Here is a 21481-nt window from a genome sequence, read left to right as displayed (position 1 = left end):
AATGATTCCGGCACATGTTCCGGCCGACAGGGTGGTGGACTTCGATATTTTCAATCCTCCGGGCGTCGAGCAGGATTACTTTGCGGCATGGAAGCGCCTGCTAGACGGGCCGGGGCTGGTGTGGACTACGGCCAACGGCGGGCACTGGATTGCCGCGCGCGGCGATGTGGTGCGGGAGCTTTGGGGCGATGCCGAACGCCTTTCGAACCAGTGCCTTGCCGTCACGCCGGGGCTTGGCGAAGTCATGCAGTTCATCCCGCTCCAGCAGGATGGCGCCGAACACAAGGCGTTTCGCACCCCCGTAATGAAAGGGCTGGCCTCGCGTTTCGTCGTGGCGCTGGAACCCAAGGTCGAGGCCGTGGCGTGCGAACTGATGGAAGCGCTGCGTCCGCGCGGAGAGTGCGACTTCGTGGCGGATTTTGCCGAAGTCCTGCCGCTCAACATCTTCCTGACGCTGATCGATGTGCCGCTGGAGGACCGGCCGCGCCTGCGCCAGCTTGGGGTGCAACTGACCCGTCCTGATGGTTCGATCACCGTGGAAGGACTGAAACAGGCAGCCGATGATTACCTCTGGCCCTTCATCGAGAAGCGCATGGCTGAGCCGGGGGATGATCTGTTCAGCCGCATCCTGTCCGAACCTGTCGATGGAAGGCCGTGGACCGTGGACGAGGCGCGGCGCATGTGCCGCAATCTGCTGTTTGGCGGGCTGGATACCGTCGCGGCGATGATCGGCATGGTCGCGCTGCATCTTGCGCGTCATCCGGAAGATCAGCGCCTTCTGCGCGAACGACCGGAACTTATCCCGGATGCGGCGGACGAACTGATGCGCCGCTATCCGACGGTTGCCGTCAGCCGCAATGCGGTGGACGATGTGGAGATCGATGGCACGGTCATCCGCAAGGGCGATCTCGTCTATCTGCCAAGTGTGCTGCACAATCTCGATCCGCGCAGCTTCGATGCGCCGGAGGAAGTGCGGTTTGACCGGGGGCTGACGCCCATTCGCCACACCACCATGGGCACCGGCGCGCATCGCTGTGTCGGGGCTGGGCTGGCGCGCATGGAAGTGATCGTGTTCCTGCGCGAATGGCTTGGCGGCATGCCTGAGTTCAGTCTTGCGCCCGATCGTCCGGTCAAGATGAAAGGCGGCAATGTCGGGGCTTGCACCTCGCTGCCGCTGGTCTGGCCCGCCTAGCTGGGGGCCTGCCGCTCAGGAAAACCAGCCCCAGACCAGTCGCACGGTCAATCCGATGCTGACGACGACGAGGAAGGGACGAATGAGCCTTGCGCCGAAGCGCGTGGCAAAGTGCGAGCCGATCCACGCGCCGGTCATTGCGCCTGCGCCCATGCACAGGCCAAGCAGCCACATCGCCTGACCGCCCAGACTGAAGACGATAACGCTGGCAATGTTGCTGGTGACGTTGAGATACTTCGTCAGTCCCGTCGCCCGCGTCAGGCCCAGCCCGCGCAGGCCCACCAGCGTTGTGGCGAAGAACTGCCCTGCACCGGGGCCGAAGAAGCCGTCGTAAAACCCCACGCCTGCGCCGACCGGCAGATAACCGCGCTCGGTAAGCCGGGCGTGGCGGTCCTCGTCGGTCATGCTGCGCGAAAGCACGGTGTAGAGCGCCACCGCGATCAGGAGGACCGGAACCACCAGCTTGAGCACATCCGCGCTCAGCCGCTGGATTGCCAGTGATCCGGCAAAGGCCCCGCAGAACACTACCGCAGCCGCAGGCGCACTAGCACGGAAGCTGAACAGCCCGGCGCGGTGATAGCGCCAGGTGGCCATGGCCGTGCCGCACATCGATTGCACCTTGTTGGTGCCCAGCACGACGTGCGGGGGCAGGGGGGTCGACAGCAGCACCGGCATCATCACCAGTCCGCCGCCACCGGCTACGGCATCGATGAAACCCGTCAGCACCGCCACCAGCGTCAGCGCGGGATAGAACCAGAGGTCGAGCGTTACCGGGTCAAGCATTTGCGCCCCTTGGCGATTGCGCCTAAGGGCCGCAACACTCTTTTTTGCCGGATCCCGCTTCCCATGACCCGTTTCGCATTCGACATCCACGCTACCGACGGCAAGGCCCGCACCGGCACCATCCGCATGATGCGCGGTGAAATCCGCACGCCGGCTTTCATGCCGGTCGGCACGGCGGCCACGGTCAAGGCGATGAAAATGGAGGACGTCCGAGCGTCCGGGGCCGACATCATTCTGGGCAATACCTATCATCTGATGTTGCGCCCCGGAGCCGAGCGTGTCGCGCGGCTGGGAGGGCTGCACAAGTTCGGCGGCTGGGACCGCCCCATCCTGACCGACAGCGGCGGCTATCAGGTGATGAGCCTTTCGGAGCTTCGCAAGATCACCGAGGAAGGCGTGACTTTCGCCAGCCATCTCGACGGATCGCGCCATCTGCTCAGCCCGGAACGTTCGATGGAGATTCAGCGCCTTCTCGGCTCGGACATCGTGATGTGCTTTGACGAATGCCCGCGCGCCGACCTGCCGCGCGCTGTCATTGCAAGATCAATGGAAATGTCGATGCGCTGGGCACGGCGCAGCCGCGAAGCCTTCGATGCAGGCGAGGAACACGCAAGCCGCGCTGCCCTGTTCGGCATCCAGCAGGGCGCGCTGGACGAAGGCTTGCGCAAGGCCAGTGCCGATGCGCTGATCGAGATCGGTTTCGATGGCTATGCCATTGGCGGCCTTGCCGTGGGCGAAGGGCAGGAGGCCATGTTTGCCACGCTCGACTTTGCGCCCCAGCAACTGCCTGCTGACCGGCCGCGCTACCTCATGGGCGTGGGCAAACCCGATGATCTGGTCGGCGCGGTGGAGCGCGGGGTGGACATGTTCGATTGCGTTCTGCCCACACGGTCAGGCCGAAACGGGCAGGCATTTACCTGGAACGGTCCGCTCAACCTGCGCAATGCCCGTCATGCCGAAGATACCGGGCCGCTCGATGAACGCTGCCCTTGCCCCACCTGCCGGAAATACAGCCGGGCCTATCTGCATCACCTGCACAAGGCGGGCGAAATGCTCGGCGCCATGCTGCTGACCGAACATAACCTGTGGTTCTACCAGCAGTTGATGGCCGGTATGCGCGCAGCCATTGCCGAAGGCCGCTTTGCCGCCTTTGCCGCCGATTTCCGGCGCGATTATTGCGCCGGGCGCTGAACCAGAGGCATCTGCCCCTTTCTGCCGGACAACAAAAAAGGCGGGGCTTGCGCACCCGCCTTTCCTGTTTGCTCCCGCGTGCGGGAAAACCGATCAGCGCGAGTAGAACTCGACGACCAGATTGGGTTCCATCTTCACCGGATAGGGCACTTCGTCGAGCGAGGGCACGCGCGTGAAGGTGACCTTGTCGCCGTCGGCGGCAACGTAGTCGGGGATCTCACGCTCAGGCAGGGCCTGCGCTTCGGCGACAAGCGCCATTTCCTTGGCCTTCTTGCCAAGGCTGATCACGTCGCCGGGGCGAACGCGGCGCGAGGCGATATTGCACTTCACGCCGTTCACATAGATGTGGCCGTGCGAAACGATCTGGCGGGCCGAGAAGATCGTCGGTGCGAACTTGGCCCGATAGACGACCATGTCGAGACGCTGTTCCAGAAGGCCGATCAGGTTCTGACCGGTATCGCCCTTCATGCGCGACGCTTCCTGATAGGTGCGCTTGAACTGCTTTTCGGTCACGTCGCCGTAGTAGCCCTTGAGCTTCTGCTTGGCGCGGAGCTGGATCCCGAAGTCCGAGACCTTGCTCTTGCGGCGCTGGCCGTGCTGGCCGGGGCCATAGGAACGGCGGTTGACCGACGACTTCGGACGACCCCAGATGTTCTCGCCAAGACGGCGGTCAATTTTGTACTTTGATGCCTTGCGCTTGGACATGCGCTGCCTTTCAATCTGCCATGCACCGGCAACGCGCCGATGCTTCAAGTCCCGGAACCGCACCATTCAGCCTGCTGCTGAATGCGGCCGCCGCTTCACCGGGAGTGCAGGGCCAATTGCGAAGCGCGGCCTTGAACAGACAAAGCCGCTGATGTCAAGAGGCGGGGTGTCTAATCGCGCGGATCGCCCGGTCTGGAACCGGGCCGCCGCCGCAGTGTGCTCAGCACGCCGCGGAAGGTGCGCAGTTCCAGATGGTTCCAGCCGGGCTTCGTCAGCATGGTGCGCAGCGTTCGCCGGGTAGCTACCGCGCGTGCCTCAGGCTCGAAATAGCCGCGCGGCTCCAGCATGGCGACCAGTTGTTCGAACATGCCTTCAAACTCTTCCTGCGGAGCAGGGGGCAGCAGGTCTTCGGCCGTGGGCTGCACGAGATCGACATGCTTGGACCATTCATAGGCGCACAGGATCACCGCCTGCGCCAGATTGAGCGATCCGAACTCCGGGTTGATCGGCACGGTGATGATGGCCCGCGCGAGCGCCACGTCATCGGTTTCCAGTCCGGATCGTTCGGGTCCGAAGATGATGGCGCTGCGCCCCGGTGCGGCGATCACGTCCTTGGCCGCCTGTTCCGGCGTCAGCACCGGCTTGGTCACGCCGCGCTTGCGCACGGTGGTGGCATAGACGTGGCTGCAATCGGCCACCGCTTCGGCCAGCGTTTCGTGCACGCTGGCGCGTTCCAGCACGAGATCGGCGCCCGCGGCGGCAGGCCCGGCCGCCGGATTGGGCCAGCCATCGCGCGGGGCAACAAGGCGCATGTCCGTCAGGCCGAAGTTCAGCATGGCGCGCGCGGCCTTGCCGATGTTTTCGCCAAGCTGGGGGCGCACCAGCACGATCACGGGCTGGCGCTTGTCTTCTGCCTGCGCCATCACTGGTTTCCGACCTCGCGGACGCTGCTGGCGAACTCCTCGAAGTCGCGCGCTTCGGTGAAATCGCGATAGACGCTGGCGAAACGGATGTAGGCCACGCTATCAAGCTGGCGCAGCCCTTCCATCACCATCTCGCCAATGACCTTTGATGGCACTTCGGCATCGCCCATTGTCTCGATCTGGCGCTGGATGCCCGAAACAAGCTGGTCGAGCCGCTCCTGCGCGACGGGCCGCTTGCGGCACGCCAGCGCCACTGACTGCTCGATCTTGGCCCGGTCGAAGGGTTCGCGGCGTTCTCCGCTCTTTACGACCACGACTTCGCGCAGTTGCACGCGTTCGAACGTGGTGAAGCGCGCGCCGCAGCCTTCGCACTGGCGCCTGCGGCGGATCGAGGTATTGTCCTCGCTTGGCCGACTGTCCTTTACCTGGCTGTTGTCATGGGCGCAGAACGGGCAACGCATCGGCTTACCGGCTGATCCGCTTCCACAGCATGTAGCCCGCACCTGCAATGACGCCGACAGGGATCGTGACCACGGGCAGCACGGCCCCCGCCACCGCGCCGATGGCCGCACCCGTCAGCACAGGGCGGGTCGAGGGGTGGGCAAGGCCCTGCTTAGCCATTCCTGCGATTTCGTCTTTCGCGCGGGTAGCCAGATCATCCCTGTCGTTCATCGCATCACAACTCCGGATAGATGGGGAACTTTGCGCACAGTTCGGCCACACGGTCGCGCACGCGCTGTTCCACCTGACCATCGCCTTCATCGCCATTGCGGGCAAGACCGTCCACCACCTCGACAATCAGCTTGCCGATGGTGCGGAACTCCTCCTCGCGGAAGCCGCGCGTGGTGCCCGCGGGCGTGCCCAGCCGGATACCGGATGTAACGAAGGGCGAGCGCTTGTCGAAGGGAACGCCGTTCTTGTTGCAGGTGAGCCATGCCCGGTCGAGGCCCTTCTCGGCGGCCTTGCCGGTCACATCCTTGGCGGTGAGGTCAACCAGCATGAGGTGGTTGTCGGTTCCGCCCGAAACGATGCCAAGGCCCGCATCGGCAATGCTTTCGGCAAGGGCCTTGGCATTGCTCACGATCTGATGCGCATAGGCCTTGAACTCAGGGCGAAGTGCCTCACCGAAGGCCACGGCCTTGGCTGCGATCACATGGACGAGCGGGCCGCCCTGCATTCCGGGGAACACGGCGGTGTTGAACTTCTTGGCCAGTTCCTCGTCGTTCGTCAGGATAATCCCCGAACGCGGACCACGCAGGGACTTGTGCGTGGTGCTGGTTACAACGTGCGCGTGCGGGAAAGGCGAGGGATGTGCGCCGCCAGCCACAAGGCCGGAAATGTGCGACATGTCCACCAGCAGCCATGCGCCGATCTCGTCGGCGATGGCGCGGAAAGCGGCCCAGTCCCACGTGCGCGAATAGGCGGTGCCGCCTGCGATGATGAGCTTGGGCTTGTGCTCGCGGGCAAGGCGGGCAACTTCGTCCATGTCGATCAGGTGATCGTCCGGGCGCACGCCATAGGGGATCACGTTGAACCACTTGCCGCTCATGTTCACGGGGCTGCCGTGGGTGAGATGCCCGCCGGAGTTGAGATCAAGCCCCATGAAGCTGTCGCCGGGCTGAAGCAGTGCAAGGAACACCGCCTGGTTCATCTGGCTGCCCGAATTGGGCTGGACGTTGGCGAAATTGCAGCCGAACAGCTTCTTTGCCCGCTCGATCGCCAGATTTTCGACGATATCGGCATATTCGCAGCCGCCATAATAGCGCTTGCCCGGATAACCTTCGGCATACTTGTTGGTGAAGACCGATCCGGTCGCTTCCAGCACTGCGCGGCTGGTGATGTTTTCCGATGCGATCAGTTCGATCTTGGTCTGCTGGCGGTGCAGTTCGCCCTTGATCGCGGCGAAAACTTCCGCGTCCGCCGTTTCAAGGTGCTCGGTGAAGAAGCCGGCTTTACGGATTTCCGGCGCCATGGTTGCGGTGGTCATCGGTCTGGGCTCCTTCAGATTGCGGGGTTGGAAAGCTTTTCGACACGGCCAGCATGGCGTCCGCCGCCGAACTCGGTGGAAAGAAAGGCATCGAGACACGCCTTGGCCATGTCCGTGCCGGTAAGCCGCGCGCCCATGGCAATGACATTGGCATCGTTGTGTTCGCGCGCGAGGGCTGCTGAAAGCGGTTCGCCGACCAGTGCGCAGCGGCAGGCGGGGTTGCGATTCACCGCAATGGAAATGCCGATCCCCGATCCGCACAGTGCCACGCCGAACTGCGCAATGCCTTCGGCCACGACCGAGGCCAGCTTGTAGCCGAAATCGGGGTAGTCCACGCGGTCGGCGGTTTCCGGTCCGAGATCGGCAACCTCGTGGCCAAGCCCGATCAGGTATTCGCGCAGTTCCGCCTTGAGATCGACAGCGGCGTGATCGGAAGCGATGGCGATGCGCATTGGGGTCCGTTTCATATCGTGGCACGAAGGCCGGATTCGTCCGTGCGCCCATAAGCCTTCAGCGCGGAACAAGCCACCGCAAATCGCCAAGGGAAATCTGCCCCAACGGGCTTGTCCGGCGTGCGCCTGGGCCTGATCGGGCAAAGCGCCGACTTCGCGAAGTGTTCAGGCAAGGCATGTCTTGGCGCAATTGCGTTGCGCAGGCAGTGCCGGTAGAGGCGCGGGGCGAAACTACGGGACGCGCCGGCGAGGCGCCCCGATCGACGGAAAGACATGCCATGCCGCAGGAACAGGTGCTGATTGCCGGAGGCGGCATTGCCGGGCTTGCGCTCGCGCTTACGCTTCACGAAATCGGTGTGGCAGCCACCGTGTTCGAAAGCGTGCGCGAGTTGAAGCCGCTGGGCGTTGGCATCAATCTCCAGCCCAACGCCGTGCGCGAACTTGAAGACCTTGGCATTGGCGAGGCCGAAATGGATGCCGTGGGCATTCCGGCGCGCGAATGGGCGCTGGTGGGCCTGAACGGGCGCGAGATCTATGCCGAACCACGGGGCAAGCTGGCAGGATACAACTGGCACCAGTATGCCGTGCACCGGGGCGCGTTCCACATGCTGCTCTATCGCAACGTGATCGAGCGGATGGGACCGCAGGCGGTGCGCCTCGGCGAGAAGATCACCGGCTACCGCAAGGACGGCAGCGGCGGGGTGACAGCGCTGGTCGAAGACGCGCAAGGCGCGCGCCACGAAGTGCCGGGCACGCTGCTGTTCGGGGCGGACGGCATTCATTCCGCGGTGCGCGCGCAGATGCATCCCGACCAGCCGCCAATCCACTGGGGCGGCACGATCATGTGGCGCGGCACGGCGCGGGGCGTTCCGATCCGGACCGGCTCATCCTTTGTCGGGCTTGGCACCAGCCGTCACCGGGTGGTGCTCTATCCGATCTCGCACCCCGATGCCGATGGCCTTGCCGACATCAACTGGATTGCCGAACAGACTTACGACACCGACCATGACTGGACCAAGTCCGGCTGGTTCCGCCCGGTCGAACTGGCCGAGTTCGCGCACGAGTTTGATGGCTTTGTCTATGACTGGCTGGATCTTCCCACGCTGCTTGCAAAGTCCGAAGTCGCCTATGAAAACCCGATGATTGATCGTGATCCCCTGCCGACATGGGTCGATGGCCCCGTCTGCCTGATCGGCGATGCCGCGCATCCGATGTATCCGACCGGATCGAACGGCGCGTCGCAGGCGATCATGGATGCACGCCAGATGGGGCGGATCATGCTGGAACAGGGCGTGACGCCCGCCGCGCTTGCCGCGTTCGATGCGGCGTTCTGCGAACCTATCGGGCAGGTGGCAATGCGCAATCGCGGCGCGGGGCCGTTCGGTCTGCTCAACATGGTTGACGAGCGCTGCGGCGGGCAGTTCGACAATATCGACGACGTCATTCCGGCGCACGAGCGCAGCGCCTTCATGCTGGCCTATCAGCAGGCAGCAGGTTTTGCCAAAGACCGCCTGAACGCAGCGCCGCGCACCATTCCAGCCGGTGCGAAAGTGGCGCGGGTTCCGGCGTGACGTGCGCTGAAGACGGTTGGGGGAGAGGTTGATGGGCATTGCGCTGACCCATGCGAGCGATTTCGTCGTCGAGCTTTCACCACCGCATGAAATGGGCGAATCGCCCAAGGGCGTGCGCCGGATCATTCCCATCGTGGGGGGCACCGCGCGCGGTCCGCTCCTCAACGGGCGCATCCTGCCGGTCGGGGCCGATTGGCAGACGGTTCTGAAAGGCGGGATCGCCGATCTTGATGCGCGCTATGCGGTGGAGACAGCCGACGGCGCAGTGATCGAAGTGGTCAGCCGGGGCATCCGCCATGCCTCGGCGGCGGTTCATGCCCGCATTGCCGCCGGAGAGCAGGTCGACCCTTCCGAATACTATATGCGCACTGCCATCCGTCTGGAAAGCGGACATGCTTCCTGGGAATGGGTGAACCGCGAACTGTTCCTCGCCACGGGCGGCAAGGTCGGGAACACGGTGCGCCTCAGCGTCTATCGGGTCGACTGACGCAAAAAGGGCGGCGAACACCCGGTCCGCCGCCCCTTTGATCGTTGCCTGCGGCCGCTTACTGGTCGAGGAACGAGCGCATCTTCCGGCTGCGGCTGGGATGCTTCAGTTTCCTGAGCGCCTTGGCCTCGATCTGGCGAATGCGTTCGCGCGTGACCGAGAACTGCTGCCCCACTTCCTCCAGCGTGTGATCGGTGTTCATGCCGATACCGAAGCGCATGCGCAGCACGCGCTCCTCGCGCGGGGTGAGGCTGGCCAGCACGCGGGTGACGGTTTCCTTCAGGTTCGCCTGAATGGCCGCATCCACGGGGATGATCGCGTTCTTGTCTTCGATGAAATCGCCCAGATGGCTATCTTCCTCGTCGCCGATCGGCGTTTCGAGCGAGATCGGCTCCTTGGCGATCTTCATCACCTTGCGCACCTTTTCGAGCGGCATCGAAAGGCGTTCGGCCATTTCTTCCGGCGTCGGTTCGCGGCCCTGTTCGTGCAGGAACTGGCGGCTGGTGCGGACAAGCTTGTTGATCGTCTCGATCATGTGGACCGGGATGCGGATCGTGCGCGCCTGATCCGCGATCGAGCGCGTGATCGCCTGCCGGATCCACCATGTGGCGTAAGTCGAGAACTTGTAGCCCCGGCGATACTCGAACTTGTCGACCGCTTTCATCAGGCCGATGTTGCCTTCCTGGATGAGGTCGAGGAACTGCAAGCCGCGATTGGTGTATTTCTTGGCGATCGAGATCACCAGACGCAGGTTCGCCTCGACCATTTCCTTCTTGGCGATGCGCGCCTCGCGCTCGCCCTTCTGGACCATGTTGACGATGCGGCGGAACTCCGGAAGCGACATGCCGGTGGCCGCCGCAATATCGGCAATCTCGGCGCGGATGCGTTCGACCGCAGAGGCCTCGTTGGCGGCAAAGGCGGCCCAGCGCTTGTCGCGGCTGGCAAGGCTTTGCAGCCAGCCATCGTCAAGCTCGCGCCCGACATACATGTCGAGGAAGTCCTTGCGCGGTACCTTGTGCCGTTCGGCCAGCCGCAGCATCTGCCCGCCAAGCGTGGTCAGGCGGCGGTTGAAAGCATAGAGATTGTCGACAAGGTATTCGATCTTCGATGCGTGGAACTGCACCGATTCCACCTGCGCTGTAAGGTCTTCGCGCAGCTTCTGGTATTGTGCTTCCTTGGCAGGCGGAAAATCGATGCCAAGGCCAAGCGATTCAAGGCGTTCGGCCTGAATCTTCTCGAACTGGCGGAACAGCGAGGTGATCTCGGCAAAACGCTCAAGCGCGGCAGGCTTGAGCTGCGCTTCCATCTGGGCGAGGCTGAGGGTGTTATCCTCTTCCTCTTCCTCGGCCGGACGTGCCCGGCGCTCGCGCAGTTCGTCGTCCTCGTCGTCGGCGGATTCTTCCTCCTCGACGTCCTCTTCTTCCTTGAAGGTCGGTCCTGCGGTCGCTTCGCTGATCTCCGGCTCGGCGTCGTCACCGTCCTCGGAAAGGTTTTCCGGCTGCGGCTCCTTGGAAAGCATGGCGTCGAGATCGAGAATCTCGCGTAGCTGCATTTCGCCCGCGTTCAGCGCGTCGGACCACTGGATGATGGCGTGGAAGGTGATCGGGCTTTCGCACAGGCCCATGATCATGGTGTCGCGCCCGGCCTCGATCCGCTTGGCGATGGCGATTTCGCCTTCGCGGCTGAGCAGTTCGACCGCGCCCATTTCGCGCAGATACATGCGCACCGGGTCATCGGTGCGTTCGACGGTTTCCTTGCGCTTGATGACATCTGGGCGGTCCTCGACGGTTTCCACCTCGTCGAGTTCGTCGTCCTGCGCCTTTTCCTCAGGGTCGATTGCGTCTTCGTCGCTTTCGACGATATTGACGCCCATCTCCGAGATCGCGGCCATGATGTCCTCGATCTGTTCGGAAGACATCTGATCCTGGGGCAGGGCCTCGTTCAGTTCGTCGTAGGTGATGATGCCGCGACGTTTGGCGCGGGCAATCAGTTTCTTCACCGAAGCGTCGTTAAGGTCGATCAGCGGTGCATCGCCGCTTTCGGTCTTGTCGTTCGAAGCCATCTAACCCCGGTACCACCATCTGTAAGCCGGGCCTGGCTGGCCCGGCGTGCGCCTGTCGCTATAATTATAACGCAGCACGAGCACGGCCCATCTGCCCCAAACGGGCAAGCAATGCCAGCCTTCGCTGCAACAATCTTTGCTGTTCAGCGAAAGTTTCGTCGGAAAGCTCGGTTTCCAGCCGCTTCGTAGCCTGTTCGAGCGCTGCCTCGACCGCCGGAAGCTCGACCAGCAGGGCCACCGCTTCGGCAAGTTCTTCCGCTGCCGAATCGGTATTGCCGGTCAGAAAACCGAATCGCATTCCGGCGTAATCCTGCGCCGAAGGAAGCCGCAGCCCCCGCTGCTGCAATATGGTGGCAAGAGTGTCGCTTTCAAGCGGGCCGCCGGCTTCCGCCTGCACAAGCAGCGCGTCGATCAGCGCGCAGCGCGCCGGATCATCAGGCTTGATCCGCGCAAGGGCATCGGCGTGGCGCGCAATTTCCCGTGGGTGGCGGATCAGCCCTGCCAGAACGGCTGTCAGAAGGTTCTGGCTCGGCCCGGTGCCTACGCGCAGCATCTTTGCGCGGTCCTCATCGGCCAGCAGCGGCGCAGGCGCGGGCTTCCACGGCTGTGCGCGGGCGCCCAAGCCGCCGCGCGGGCCATTCTGCCGGGGAGCAAAGGCTGCGCGTTCCTTGCGGCCATAGGCAAGTTCGCCAAACCGTTCAGTCAGTTCGCGGCGATAGAGCGCCTTGATGTCGGGATGCTGGATCGTCTCGCAATGTGCCAGCAGGCGCGCCTTCAGTCCTGCCTTGTCCTCCGGGGTGACAAGCGGCGCGGCGTCGCGCTCTGCCTCCCAGAGCACATCGACAAGGCTGCGCGCGCCCGCCAGCAGTTCCTCCATGGCGGCCGCGCCCTGCCTTTTCACCACGTCATCGGGGTCCATGCCCGCGGGCAGGGTGACGATGCGCAGGGAGTGGCCGGGGCGCAGCAGAGGAAGGGCACGGGCAATCGCCCGCATCGCGGCGCGCTGGCCCGCCGCATCGCCATCAAAGCAGAGCGTCGGGGTTTCCACCAGCCGCCACAGCCGCTCGATCTGATGTTCGGTGAGTGCCGTGCCGAGCGGCGCGACCGCCTCGCCGATCCCCGCTGCCGCAAGGGCCACCACGTCCATATAGCCTTCGACCACCACCACGCGGCCCGAATGGCGCGATGCAGGCCCCGCGCGGTGCAGGTTGTAAACCGTGCGTCCCTTGTCGAACAAAGGCGTATCGGGCGAGTTCAGATACTTTGGCGCATCCGTCTTTTCGGCGCTAAGAATGCGTCCGCCAAAAGCGATCACGCGCCCGCGCGGATCGAGGATGGGCAGCATGAGGCGGCCCCGGAACCGGTCGTAAGGCTCCTTCTTCTGACCATCGGGGCCTTCCACCACGATCCTGAGGCCCGCCTCGATCAGCATCTCGTCAGGGAAGGCGGACAGCGCCTCTTTCAGTGCGGTGCGGCTGTCGGGCGCAAAGCCGAAGCCGAAGTCGCGCACCACGCTTGCGGGAAAGCCGCGCGAGGCGAGATAGCGCCGGGCCTGTTCGCCGCTTTCGCCTGCAAGACTGCGCACGAAGAAATCCTGCGCTGCCGCCATGACGTCATGCAGCGACTTTTGCTGCTCGGCCTTCTTCGCGGCGCGCGGATCGGGGGCGGGCACCTCCATTCCGGCCTGCGCCGCCAGTTCCTTGACCGCTTCCATGAAGGGCAGGCCCTGATGGTCGGTCATCCAGCGGATCGCATCGCCGTGCGCGCCGCAGCCGAAGCAGTGGTAGAAGCCCTTCTCGTCGTTGATGGTGAAGCTGGGCGTCTTTTCGTTGTGGAACGGACAGCACGCCTTGAACTCTCGTCCCGCCTTGGTCACGCGGACCGAGCGCCCGATCAGTCCCGAAAGCGAGACGCGGGCGCGCAGTTCATCGAGCCATTGCGGGGAAAGAGTCATTTGCGCATCAGGCCGAAAGCGCCGCCTTCACGAGTCCGCTGGCCTTGCCCATGTCCAGCTGGGTGCCATGCCGGGCCTTCAGCGTGGCGACGACCTTGCCCATGTCCTTCATCCCGGCCGCACCCGTTTCGGCAATGATCGCGGCAATCGCGGCCTTGACGTCATCCTCGCTCATCTGTGCGGGCAGGAACTCCTCGATCACGGCAAGTTCGGCGTTTTCCACGTCAGCCAGTTCCTGCCTGCCGCCCTGCTCATAAAGCGTGATCGATTCGCGGCGCTGCTTGGCCATCTTCTGCAGCACGTCGGTGACAAGCGCATCGTCGTCGGGCACGCTGGCGGCCGTTCGCATTTCGATGTCCTTGTCCTTGAGCTTGGCAAGGATCAGGCGGACGGCGGCAAGCCGGGGCTTGTCGCCCGCCTTCATGGCCGAAACCTGCGCGGCCTTGATGGTATCGCGGATCATTGAATCGTATGTCCTGTGAAGTTGTCCGCCGGAAAAGCGGGAAACCTCTCATCTAGGCGAAACTTTCGGGAATCGCTAGGTTGACGCTGCGACGATGCGGGGCTAACCGCCGCCCCTTAGCAACATCGCCAGAACCCCTGCCAACGGAGCGCCCCAAATCATGGCCGACCCCGCACTTTCGCACGCGCCTCAACCTGAAGGTGCGACGGGAGTCCTTGTTCTAGCCGATGGGTCTGTTGCGTGGGGGCGTGGTTTCGGCGCGACGGGCGCGGCCGTGGGCGAGGTGTGCTTCAACACCGCGATGACGGGCTATCAGGAAGTGATGACCGATCCTTCCTATGCCGCCCAGATCGTGACTTTCACGTTCCCGCACATCGGCAATGTCGGCACCAATCCGGAAGACATGGAAAGCCACGGCGTGCCCGGTGCGGTGGGCTGCGTGGTGCGCGAGGACGTGACCGCCCCTGCCAACTTCCGCGCCGCCGGCACCTTTCAGCAGTGGATGGAAAAGCAGGGCAAGATAGGCATTTCCGGGCTGGATACCCGCGCGCTTACCCGCCGCATCCGCCTTTCCGGCGCGCCCAACGCGGTGATTGCCCACGATCCCAAGGGCAATTTCGATATTCCCGCGCTGATCGAGCGCGCGCGCACCTGGCCCGGCCTTGAAGGCATGGACCTTGCCCGCGTCGTCACTCGCGACGGTCAGGAGACATGGGAAGGCTCGGTCTGGCATCTGGGCAAGGGCTATGGCCGCTCACCGCATGACAAGCGCCCTCATGTCGTCGCCATGGACTTCGGCGCGAAGGACAACATCTTCCGCAATCTCGTGAAGGCGGGCGCAGCCGTCACGGTGGTTCCGGCCGAAACCGCGCTTGAGGCGATCCTTGCACTCAAGCCCGATGGCGTGTTCCTGTCGAACGGTCCGGGCGATCCGGCGGCGACGGGCGCCTATGCCGTGCCGGTGATCCAGAAGCTGCTCGAAATGGACATGCCGATCTTTGGCATCTGCCTCGGCCACCAGATGCTCGCACTGGCCGCTGGCGCGCGCACCACCAAGATGCATCAGGGCCACCGCGGCGCGAACCACCCGGTCAAGCGCATCGAGGACGGCGTGGTGGAAATCACCTCGATGAACCACGGCTTCGCGGTGGACAACGCACCGGGCGTGCTGCCTGAAAACGTGATTGAAACCCACGTCTCGCTGTTCGACGGCTCGAACTGCGGCATCGCGGTGAAGGGCAAGAAGGCATTCGGGGTGCAGTATCACCCGGAAGCATCGCCGGGACCGCAGGACAGTTTCTACCTGTTCGAGAAGTTTGTAGCGTCGCTCGGCTGAGCGGCTGACCCAGAATATTCCTTTTCCCGGCGCGATCGACACGGGACAGGGGCTGAAACACGAGAGCGATAATGCCCAAACGCACTGACATCTCCTCGATCCTGATCATCGGCGCCGGGCCGATCGTCATCGGCCAGGCTTGCGAATTCGATTATTCGGGCACGCAGGCGGTGAAGGCGCTCAAGGAAGAGGGCTATCGCATCATTCTGGTCAACTCGAACCCGGCTACGATCATGACCGATCCGGACATGGCCGATGCCACTTATGTCGAGCCGATCACGCCGGAAATCGTGGCCAAGATCATCGAGAAGGAGCGCCCCGATGCGCTCCTGCCCACAATGGGCGGGCAGACGGCGCTCAACACCGCGCTGGCGCTGTTCCGCGATGGCACGCTGGAAAAGTTCGGCGTGCAGATGATCGGCGCGGATGCCGATGCCATCGACAAGGCCGAAGACCGGCAGCGCTTCCGCGATGCGATGGACAAGATCGGCCTGGAATCGGCGCGTTCGGGCATTGCCCATACCGTCGAGGAAGCGCTGGCCGTGCTTGAGCGCACGGGGCTGCCTTCGATCATCCGCCCCAGCTTCACGCTGGGCGGCACCGGGGGTGGCATTGCCTACAACAAGGAAGAGTTCGTCCGCATCGTGAAGGGCGGGCTTGAAGCCAGCCCCACCACCGAAGTCCTGATCGAGGAATCGCTCCTCGGCTGGAAGGAATACGAGATGGAGGTTGTCCGCGACAAGAAGGACAACTGTATCATCATCTGCTCGATCGAGAACGTCGATCCGATGGGCGTTCACACGGGCGATTCCATCACGGTCGCCCCGGCGCTGACCCTGACCGACAAGGAATACCAGATCATGCGCAACGCCAGCATCGCGGTGCTGCGCGAGATCGGCGTGGAAACCGGCGGTTCGAACGTGCAGTTCGCGGTCAATCCCAAGGACGGCCGCCTGATCGTGATCGAGATGAACCCGCGCGTCTCGCGGTCATCGGCGCTGGCATCGAAGGCCACCGGCTTTCCCATCGCCAAGGTCGCGGCAAAGCTCGCCGTGGGCTATACGCTCGACGAGATTACCAACGACATCACCGGCGCCACGCCGGCCGCCTTCGAACCCACCATCGATTACGTCGTTACCAAGATCCCGCGCTTTGCCTTTGAAAAGTTCAAGGGCTCCGAACCGCTGCTCGGCACGGCGATGAAGTCGGTCGGCGAGGTCATGGCGATCGGGCGCAATATCAAGGAATCGATGCAGAAGGCCCTGCGCGGGCTGGAAACCGGGCTTGATGGCTTCAACCGCGTGGTCGAACTGGAAGGCGCCAGCCGCGACGAGATCACCGCCGCGCTCGCCCGCGCCACGCCCGAACGCCTGCTCGTCATCGCGCAGGCCTTCCGCGAAGGGCTGACGGTCGACGAAGTCCATGCCGTGACCAAGTATGAGCCGTGGTTCCTGCGTCATATCGCTGAAATCATTGCGGAAGAGCAGATCATCCAGCGCGATGGCCTGCCCAATGACGCGGCCGGTCTGCGCCGGCTCAAGGCCATGGGCTTTTCCGACAAGCGCCTTGCCACGCTTGCCGTCCGCTCGGTCGGCGTCGCGGGGGGGCTGGGTGAAACCCAGGCCAAGCGATCGGGCCTGCTTCACGATGTGCTGAACGCCATGGCCGGCGCGACGAGCGAGGCCGAAGTGCGGGCGCTGCGCCACAAGCTGGGCGTGCGGCCCGTGTTCAAGCGGATCGACAGCTGCGCCGCCGAGTTCGAGGCGGTCACGCCCTACATGTATTCGACCTATGAAGGCGCGCTGTTCGGTGAACCGGAGAACGAAGCGGCGCCATCTGACCGCAAGAAGGTGGTCATTCTTGGCGGCGGTCCCAATCGCATCGGGCAGGGCATCGAGTTCGACTACTGCTGCGTCCACGCCTGTTTCGCGCTTGAGGAAGCCGGGTTCGAGACCATCATGGTCAATTGCAACCCGGAAACCGTCTCGACCGATTATGATACCTCGGACCGCCTCTACTTCGAACCGCTGACGGCCGAGGACGTGCTCGAAATCCTCGCGGTCGAACAGTCGAAGGGCGAACTGGTCGGCGTGATCGTGCAGTTCGGCGGGCAGACTCCGCTCAAGCTGGCGCAGGCATTGCAGGATGCGGGCATTCCCATCCTCGGCACATCGCCCGATTCCATCGACCTTGCCGAAGACCGTGAGCGCTTTGCCGCACTCGTGAGCAAGCTTGGCCTGAAGCAGCCCATGAACGGCATCGCGCGCAGCCGCGACGAAGCCGTGGCCGTGGCCAGCCGCATCGGCTATCCGGTGCTGATCCGCCCCAGCTATGTGCTCGGCGGCCGCGCCATGGAGATCGTCGACAGTCAGGCCCAGCTTGACGACTACATCGCCACGGCCGTGCAGGTTTCGGGCGACAGCCCGGTGCTGATCGACCAGTATCTGCGCGATGCCATCGAATGCGATGTCGATGCGCTGTGCGATGGTGAGCAGGTGACGGTTGCGGGCGTGATGCAGCATATCGAGGAAGCCGGCATCCATTCCGGCGACAGTGCCTGCACTCTGCCGCCCTACAGTCTGCCCGCTGAAGTCATTGCCGAGATGGAACGGCAGGCCGTTCTGCTCGCCAGGGGCCTCAACGTGCGCGGGCTGATGAATATTCAGTTCGCGATCAAGAACGGCGAGGTCTATCTGATCGAGGTAAACCCGCGCGCCAGCCGAACGGTGCCCTTCGTGGCCAAGGCCGTGGGCACGCCCATCGCCAAGTTCGCCGCGCGGATCATGGCGGGCGAAAAGCTGGCCAACCTCCCGCCGGTCAAGCGCGAGATCGACTACATGGCCGTCAAGGAAGCAGTGTTTCCGTTTGCGCGCTTCCCCGGTGTCGATCCGGTGCTTTCGCCGGAAATGAAGTCCACCGGCGAGGTCATGGGCGTCGACAGCACCTTTGCGGTGGCCTTTGCCAAGTCGCAGCTTGGTGCCGGGGTCAGGCTGCCACAGGGCGGCACGCTCTTCGTCTCGGTCAAGGACAGCGACAAGCCGGTCGTGCTGCCTGCGGTGCGCAAGCTTGCTGGGTTGGGCTTCCGTATCGTCGCCACCGGGGGCACGGCGCGCTACCTTGCGGATGCCGGGGTCGTGGTAGAGCGGGTGAACAAGGTGGCGGAAGGCCGTCCGCATATCGTGGACCGGATCATCGACGGCGAAATCACGCTGATCTTCAACACCACCGAAGGCTGGCAGAGCCACAAGGATTCGCAATCGATCCGAGCTTCGGCGCTGGGTGCGAAGGTGCCCTATTTCACGACGGCGGCCGCATCGGTCGCGGCAGCCGAAGCGATCGAGGCCCTGCGGACCACCGAACTTGAAGTGCGTTCGTTGCAGGACTATTATAACTGAACCCTTACGAGTTTCCCGGCATTCGCATCGAGAAGGTCCGGCACGGCGCATCCGGCGCCGGTCGGCGGGGGCAGGTTTTCCCTTGGCGGCCCTGACGGGAACCGGGGGAGCATGACAGGAAAGAGGTTGACGGATGGCGAGTGTGGAAAAGCTGCCGATGCTTGCGGAAGGCTACGAAAAGCTGACTGCCGAGCTGAAAGCGCTGCGCGAGGAGCGCCCCCGGATCGTCGATGCCATCGAAGAAGCGCGCGCGCATGGCGATCTGTCGGAAAATGCGGAGTATCACGCGGCCAAGGAACGTCAGGGCCAGGTCGAGGCGACCATTGCCGATCTGGAAGACCGCCTGAGCCGCGCACAGGTGATCGATCCTTCGACGCTTTCGGGCGACAAGATCATCTTCGGGGCAACGGTCACGCTGCTTGACGATGATGACAAGCCGGTCAGATACCAGATCGTCGGTCCCTATGAGGCGGACGCCAAAAAGGGGATGATCAGCTACAATTCGCCGCTGGGCAAGGCGTTGATCGGCCGCAAGGTTGACGACGAGATCGAGGTCACGGTCCCTTCTGGTGACAAGTTCTACCTCGTCCAGAAGATCGAGTTCATCTGAAGCAGCGCGCTTTCGTCTGAAAACCAAAAAAGGTCCCGGAAATATCCTTCCGGGGCCTCTTTTTTCTTTGTGGGCCAACCCTGCTGGCCATTCAGTCCTGCTTGAGCGACGGTTCCAGCAGGCGGTGCAGGTGAACGATGACATAACGCATCTCGGCGTCGTCCACTGTCTTCTGGGCCGCGCCGCGCCAGGCATCCTCGGCACTGGCATAATCGGGGAACACGCCCACGATATCGATGGCTTTCAGGTCCACGAACTCAAGGCCCTGCGGGTCTTTCACCCGCCCGCCCATCACGAGGTGCAGCTTTTGCATTGGCGATTATCCTTTGGGGAGGTTTCGCGGCTGCCCCTCGCAAAAAGTCGGGTTAAGCGCAAGTCGGCCTTGGTCGTAGATGGCACCCTTTTGCGCCGCAATGGTCAGGGCTTGATCCGGCCTGCCAGTTCGGTGACCTTTCGCAGTGCGGCCTCGCTGGCCTCGATTGCCGCCGCACGGGCGATTTCGGCAAGATCAATGGCCTTGCGCCGTGCTTCCTCGCTGCCTTCGGCCACCTTTTCGCCCAGAGCCTCACCGGCTGATTCGGCCTTGTTCAGCCCTTCGCGTCCTGCCTCTCGCGCCTTGGCGGCGTAATCGAGGGCGAACTTGCCCGCGACCGAAACCAGTCCCGCCGCGCTCCGCCGCAAACCATCCACAGCACCTTCAGTCCTGCTGGTGGTCTGCGATGCTGCCTTGTCCATACGCCGCCGCAACGGGGGCAGGGCGCTGGCAATCAGGGCGCCAACCAGCAAACCGGCCGCCACCGATGCAACCGGATGTTCTTCGACGACACCTTTCAGGCTCTGCACAGAGCGCGAGCCTGCGGTGCGCTCGGCCAGCCGCTCGCGCGCGGCGATCACCTTCTCGCGCAGGTTCGGCGCTTCGGGTGCAGTCTCAGGATCATCATGCATCATCATCTCCATCGTTTGCCCCGCCAGTGAACCTGTTTGCCAGGCGTCCGACCAGCCGCAGCAGCGGTTCGCGCAGGAACCATCCCCCCAGCGCCAGCACCGTTGCGGCAATCACCCCCTTGCTTTCCGCAGCGACATCGCGGGCATTGCCCAGCATCGTGCCGGCCTCATCAAGTGCGCGCTGCTTCATCCGCGCCGGGGACGCTTCAAGCTTCACCAGTTGCACGTCGCTCAGCACGATGCCGAGTGCTTCGTCACGCAAGCGACGGGCATCGGCAATGGTTTGCGGATCGCTCATTGCGTTTCGCTTCCGGCTTGCAGTGCGGCCTTGGCCGCCTTGATCCGGCGCAGCGCCAGCAGCAGGCTTAAGCCTGAAAGAGCCGCAAGACCCGCGCCCACCATCCCCAGCGCGCCCCACACGCCAACATAGGTTGCCAGCGCCATGAGCAGGCCGACCACCAGTGCCATGAGCGTGAAGAACCCGAAGGCCAGCCCCAGCAGGAAGAGGACGGCGATTGCCCTTGCCTCAGCCAGCCCAAAGGCAGCCTGCGCCTTGCGATAGGCGATCTCGGCTTCGATGAGGGTCTGCCCATCCTCGATCAGCGTGGCAAAGGCAGCACCAATGCTCTCTGCGCCGCCATGCTCTGCCGAGAGGGCGTGTGCATCATCGTTCGCCTGCGCGGCGCCCGCCGGGCTTTCATCATCCTGCACGGGGACCGGCGTCAGTCGTCAGAGCGGCTGGACAGCAGTCTGGCGATGGTGAACCCGGCAACCGCAGCAATGCCGATGGCGACACCGGGGCTCTTGCGCACGAATTCCTTAACGTCCTCGCCAAGCTCGCCCAGATCCTTGGCTTCGAGCTTTGCCGCCGTTTCCTGGATCGAGCGCGCTGCGCTGCGGGCGTAATCGCCATACTGCACGCCCAGCTTCTCGTCGATGGTGGGTGCGGTCTCGGAAATGGTCTTGCCCAGTGCGCCAAGCGCATCGCTGGCGCGGGCCTTGCCTTCCACAGCCAGCGCTGCACCCTTTTCCTTGGCCTGCGCGGCATAGACCCTGGCCTCGCCAACCCATTCTGCCGTCGTGCCCGATACCTTGGCCTTGATGTCGCCGGCATAGTCGGCGCCTTTTCCCAGCGCCTCTTCCTTGAGCGCCTCGGCTCCGGCGCGGGCTTCCTCGATCGCTTTGCTGAAGCGGCCCTTCGCCGTCTCGACCCTGTCTTCCACCGCCGGGACAACGGTCGCGACAACCTCTTCGACCTTCTTCTTCACGGTGCGCTTCTTCTGCGTGTCGTCCGCGGCAGCAGCTTCGGGTGCGGCGGAAGTCTCAGGAGTCGCAGTGCTGTCGGCCATGTCTCGTTTCCCTTCGATCGTAATGCAGTGCGTCTGGTTACAGGCGGCTGAGGTCTTCGACCATTCCCCCATGATA

Annotated in this window: 22 protein-coding genes; 7 read left to right on the top strand and 15 right to left on the bottom strand. The window is 63.7% G+C overall.

The window, feature by feature from the left end; all coding sequences use genetic code 11:
- Position 1 precedes the first annotated feature (1 nt).
- Entirely contained in the window at positions 2-1192 is a 1191-nt protein-coding gene (locus tag DKM43_RS07650) for a cytochrome P450 (RefSeq protein ID WP_109797821.1), read from the top strand.
- Positions 1193-1207: 15 nt separating this feature from the next.
- Here DKM43_RS07650 and DKM43_RS07645 read toward each other — a convergent pair whose 3' ends face one another.
- Positions 1208-1975, bottom strand: a complete 768-nt coding sequence (locus DKM43_RS07645; RefSeq protein ID WP_109797820.1) for a TSUP family transporter — start codon at positions 1973-1975, stop codon at positions 1208-1210.
- A 63-nt stretch (positions 1976-2038) separates the two neighbouring features.
- Here DKM43_RS07645 and tgt point away from each other — a divergent pair, with 63 nt between their 5' ends.
- Entirely contained in the window at positions 2039-3166 is a 1128-nt protein-coding gene (gene tgt / locus DKM43_RS07640; RefSeq protein ID WP_109797819.1) for a tRNA guanosine(34) transglycosylase Tgt, read from the top strand.
- 93 nt (positions 3167-3259) lie between these two features.
- On the opposite strand, the gene rpsD is transcribed toward tgt, so the two are convergent.
- The 6 genes from rpsD to rpiB form a co-directional block, all read right to left on the bottom strand.
- The gene (gene rpsD, locus DKM43_RS07635; RefSeq protein ID WP_109798072.1) at positions 3260-3871 is read right to left on the bottom strand and encodes a 30S ribosomal protein S4; all 612 of its coding nucleotides are present in this window, start codon (positions 3869-3871) and stop codon (positions 3260-3262) included.
- A 170-nt stretch (positions 3872-4041) separates the two neighbouring features.
- Positions 4042-4794, bottom strand: coding sequence for an RNA methyltransferase (locus DKM43_RS07630; RefSeq protein WP_201739802.1), 753 nt, complete (start codon positions 4792-4794; stop codon positions 4042-4044).
- The gene (gene nrdR, locus DKM43_RS07625; RefSeq protein WP_109797818.1) at positions 4794-5255 is read right to left on the bottom strand and encodes a transcriptional regulator NrdR; all 462 of its coding nucleotides are present in this window, start codon (positions 5253-5255) and stop codon (positions 4794-4796) included. The genes DKM43_RS07630 and nrdR overlap by 1 nt, the downstream gene beginning before the upstream one ends.
- Before the next feature lie 4 nt (positions 5256-5259).
- Positions 5260-5466 (bottom strand): hypothetical protein, encoded by a 207-nt coding sequence (locus tag DKM43_RS07620; protein WP_109797817.1) that lies wholly within the window; start codon positions 5464-5466, stop codon positions 5260-5262.
- 4 nt (positions 5467-5470) lie between these two features.
- Positions 5471-6781: a serine hydroxymethyltransferase gene (gene glyA, locus DKM43_RS07615; protein ID WP_109797816.1), complete on the bottom strand. Its 1311-nt coding sequence runs from the start codon at positions 6779-6781 to the stop codon at positions 5471-5473.
- Between the two features lie 14 nt (positions 6782-6795).
- Positions 6796-7233 (bottom strand): ribose 5-phosphate isomerase B, encoded by a 438-nt coding sequence (rpiB, locus tag DKM43_RS07610; RefSeq protein WP_109797815.1) that lies wholly within the window; start codon positions 7231-7233, stop codon positions 6796-6798.
- A 278-nt stretch (positions 7234-7511) separates the two neighbouring features.
- On the opposite strand from rpiB, the gene DKM43_RS07605 reads away from it, so the two are divergent.
- Both DKM43_RS07605 and DKM43_RS07600 read left to right on the top strand, forming a co-directional pair.
- Complete coding sequence (locus tag DKM43_RS07605) at positions 7512-8804, top strand: flavin-dependent oxidoreductase (protein ID WP_109797814.1); 1293 nt, start codon at positions 7512-7514, stop codon at positions 8802-8804.
- Positions 8805-8835: 31 nt separating this feature from the next.
- Positions 8836-9291 carry a DUF3237 domain-containing protein gene (locus DKM43_RS07600; RefSeq protein ID WP_109797813.1) on the top strand — a complete coding sequence of 152 codons (456 nt, stop codon included), beginning with the start codon at positions 8836-8838 and terminating at the stop codon, positions 9289-9291.
- Positions 9292-9349: 58 nt separating this feature from the next.
- On the opposite strand, the gene rpoD is transcribed toward DKM43_RS07600, so the two are convergent.
- The 3 genes from rpoD to DKM43_RS07585 all read right to left on the bottom strand — a co-directional run bounded on the left by rpoD (position 9350) and on the right by DKM43_RS07585 (position 13770).
- Entirely contained in the window at positions 9350-11353 is a 2004-nt protein-coding gene (gene rpoD / locus DKM43_RS07595; protein WP_109797812.1) for an RNA polymerase sigma factor RpoD, read from the bottom strand.
- A 64-nt stretch (positions 11354-11417) separates the two neighbouring features.
- Entirely contained in the window at positions 11418-13307 is a 1890-nt protein-coding gene (dnaG, locus tag DKM43_RS07590; RefSeq protein ID WP_109797811.1) for a DNA primase, read from the bottom strand.
- A 7-nt stretch (positions 13308-13314) separates the two neighbouring features.
- Complete coding sequence (locus DKM43_RS07585; protein ID WP_109797810.1) at positions 13315-13770, bottom strand: GatB/YqeY domain-containing protein; 456 nt, start codon at positions 13768-13770, stop codon at positions 13315-13317.
- A 160-nt stretch (positions 13771-13930) separates the two neighbouring features.
- Here DKM43_RS07585 and carA point away from each other — a divergent pair, with 160 nt between their 5' ends.
- From carA to greA, 3 genes are all read left to right on the top strand, one after another.
- Entirely contained in the window at positions 13931-15106 is a 1176-nt protein-coding gene (gene carA, locus DKM43_RS07580) for a glutamine-hydrolyzing carbamoyl-phosphate synthase small subunit (RefSeq protein WP_109797809.1), read from the top strand.
- A gap of 71 nt (positions 15107-15177) precedes the next feature.
- Positions 15178-18501 carry a carbamoyl-phosphate synthase large subunit gene (gene carB / locus DKM43_RS07575; protein WP_109797808.1) on the top strand — a complete coding sequence of 1108 codons (3324 nt, stop codon included), beginning with the start codon at positions 15178-15180 and terminating at the stop codon, positions 18499-18501.
- 133 nt (positions 18502-18634) lie between these two features.
- Positions 18635-19111 (top strand): transcription elongation factor GreA, encoded by a 477-nt coding sequence (greA, locus tag DKM43_RS07570; protein WP_109797807.1) that lies wholly within the window; start codon positions 18635-18637, stop codon positions 19109-19111.
- Positions 19112-19202: 91 nt separating this feature from the next.
- Here greA and DKM43_RS07565 read toward each other — a convergent pair whose 3' ends face one another.
- From DKM43_RS07565 to DKM43_RS07545, 5 genes are all read right to left on the bottom strand, one after another.
- On the bottom strand, positions 19203-19424 hold the full coding sequence (locus tag DKM43_RS07565; RefSeq protein ID WP_109797806.1) for a DUF4170 domain-containing protein: 222 nt from the start codon (positions 19422-19424) through the stop codon (positions 19203-19205).
- Positions 19425-19528: 104 nt separating this feature from the next.
- The gene (locus DKM43_RS07560; protein ID WP_109797805.1) at positions 19529-20062 is read right to left on the bottom strand and encodes a hypothetical protein; all 534 of its coding nucleotides are present in this window, start codon (positions 20060-20062) and stop codon (positions 19529-19531) included.
- A complete protein-coding gene (locus tag DKM43_RS07555) occupies positions 20049-20354 on the bottom strand; it encodes a hypothetical protein (protein ID WP_109797804.1) in 306 nt (101 codons plus the stop codon). Before DKM43_RS07555 ends, DKM43_RS07560 begins: the two co-directional genes overlap by 14 nt.
- Positions 20351-20767, bottom strand: a complete 417-nt coding sequence (locus DKM43_RS07550; RefSeq protein WP_161554050.1) for a phage holin family protein — start codon at positions 20765-20767, stop codon at positions 20351-20353. The genes DKM43_RS07555 and DKM43_RS07550 overlap by 4 nt, the downstream gene beginning before the upstream one ends.
- Positions 20768-20778: 11 nt before the next feature.
- On the bottom strand, positions 20779-21405 hold the full coding sequence (locus tag DKM43_RS07545; RefSeq protein WP_236632439.1) for a hypothetical protein: 627 nt from the start codon (positions 21403-21405) through the stop codon (positions 20779-20781).
- Positions 21406-21481 lie beyond the last annotated feature (76 nt).

It is taken from the genome of Novosphingobium meiothermophilum, from assembly GCF_003171715.1.
Classification (GTDB): Bacteria; Pseudomonadota; Alphaproteobacteria; order Sphingomonadales; family Sphingomonadaceae; genus Novosphingobium; species Novosphingobium meiothermophilum.
The sequence above is the reverse complement of the archived record's forward strand: the minus strand, read 5'-3'. Positions and strand labels throughout refer to the sequence as shown.

Bases quoted from the DNA above. Each gene is read 5' to 3' on its own strand.
- DKM43_RS07650 (WP_109797821.1), top strand. From the start codon at position 2: ATGATTCCGGCACATGTTCCGGCCGACAGGGTGGTGGACTTCGATATT.
- DKM43_RS07645 (WP_109797820.1), bottom strand. From the start codon at position 1,975: ATGCTTGACCCGGTAACGCTCGACCTCTGGTTCTATCCCGCGCTGACG.
- tgt (WP_109797819.1), top strand. From the start codon at position 2,039: ATGACCCGTTTCGCATTCGACATCCACGCTACCGACGGCAAGGCCCGC.
- rpsD (WP_109798072.1), bottom strand. From the start codon at position 3,871: ATGTCCAAGCGCAAGGCATCAAAGTACAAAATTGACCGCCGTCTTGGC.
- DKM43_RS07630 (WP_201739802.1), bottom strand. From the start codon at position 4,794: ATGGCGCAGGCAGAAGACAAGCGCCAGCCCGTGATCGTGCTGGTGCGC.
- nrdR (WP_109797818.1), bottom strand. From the start codon at position 5,255: ATGCGTTGCCCGTTCTGCGCCCATGACAACAGCCAGGTAAAGGACAGT.
- DKM43_RS07620 (WP_109797817.1), bottom strand. From the start codon at position 5,466: ATGAACGACAGGGATGATCTGGCTACCCGCGCGAAAGACGAAATCGCA.
- glyA (WP_109797816.1), bottom strand. From the start codon at position 6,781: ATGACCACCGCAACCATGGCGCCGGAAATCCGTAAAGCCGGCTTCTTC.
- rpiB (WP_109797815.1), bottom strand. From the start codon at position 7,233: ATGCGCATCGCCATCGCTTCCGATCACGCCGCTGTCGATCTCAAGGCG.
- DKM43_RS07605 (WP_109797814.1), top strand. From the start codon at position 7,512: ATGCCGCAGGAACAGGTGCTGATTGCCGGAGGCGGCATTGCCGGGCTT.
- DKM43_RS07600 (WP_109797813.1), top strand. From the start codon at position 8,836: ATGGGCATTGCGCTGACCCATGCGAGCGATTTCGTCGTCGAGCTTTCA.
- rpoD (WP_109797812.1), bottom strand. From the start codon at position 11,353: ATGGCTTCGAACGACAAGACCGAAAGCGGCGATGCACCGCTGATCGAC.
- dnaG (WP_109797811.1), bottom strand. From the start codon at position 13,307: ATGACTCTTTCCCCGCAATGGCTCGATGAACTGCGCGCCCGCGTCTCG.
- DKM43_RS07585 (WP_109797810.1), bottom strand. From the start codon at position 13,770: ATGATCCGCGATACCATCAAGGCCGCGCAGGTTTCGGCCATGAAGGCG.
- carA (WP_109797809.1), top strand. From the start codon at position 13,931: ATGGCCGACCCCGCACTTTCGCACGCGCCTCAACCTGAAGGTGCGACG.
- carB (WP_109797808.1), top strand. From the start codon at position 15,178: ATGCCCAAACGCACTGACATCTCCTCGATCCTGATCATCGGCGCCGGG.
- greA (WP_109797807.1), top strand. From the start codon at position 18,635: ATGGCGAGTGTGGAAAAGCTGCCGATGCTTGCGGAAGGCTACGAAAAG.
- DKM43_RS07565 (WP_109797806.1), bottom strand. From the start codon at position 19,424: ATGCAAAAGCTGCACCTCGTGATGGGCGGGCGGGTGAAAGACCCGCAG.
- DKM43_RS07560 (WP_109797805.1), bottom strand. From the start codon at position 20,062: ATGATGATGCATGATGATCCTGAGACTGCACCCGAAGCGCCGAACCTG.
- DKM43_RS07555 (WP_109797804.1), bottom strand. From the start codon at position 20,354: ATGAGCGATCCGCAAACCATTGCCGATGCCCGTCGCTTGCGTGACGAA.
- DKM43_RS07545 (WP_236632439.1), bottom strand. From the start codon at position 21,405: ATGGCCGACAGCACTGCGACTCCTGAGACTTCCGCCGCACCCGAAGCT.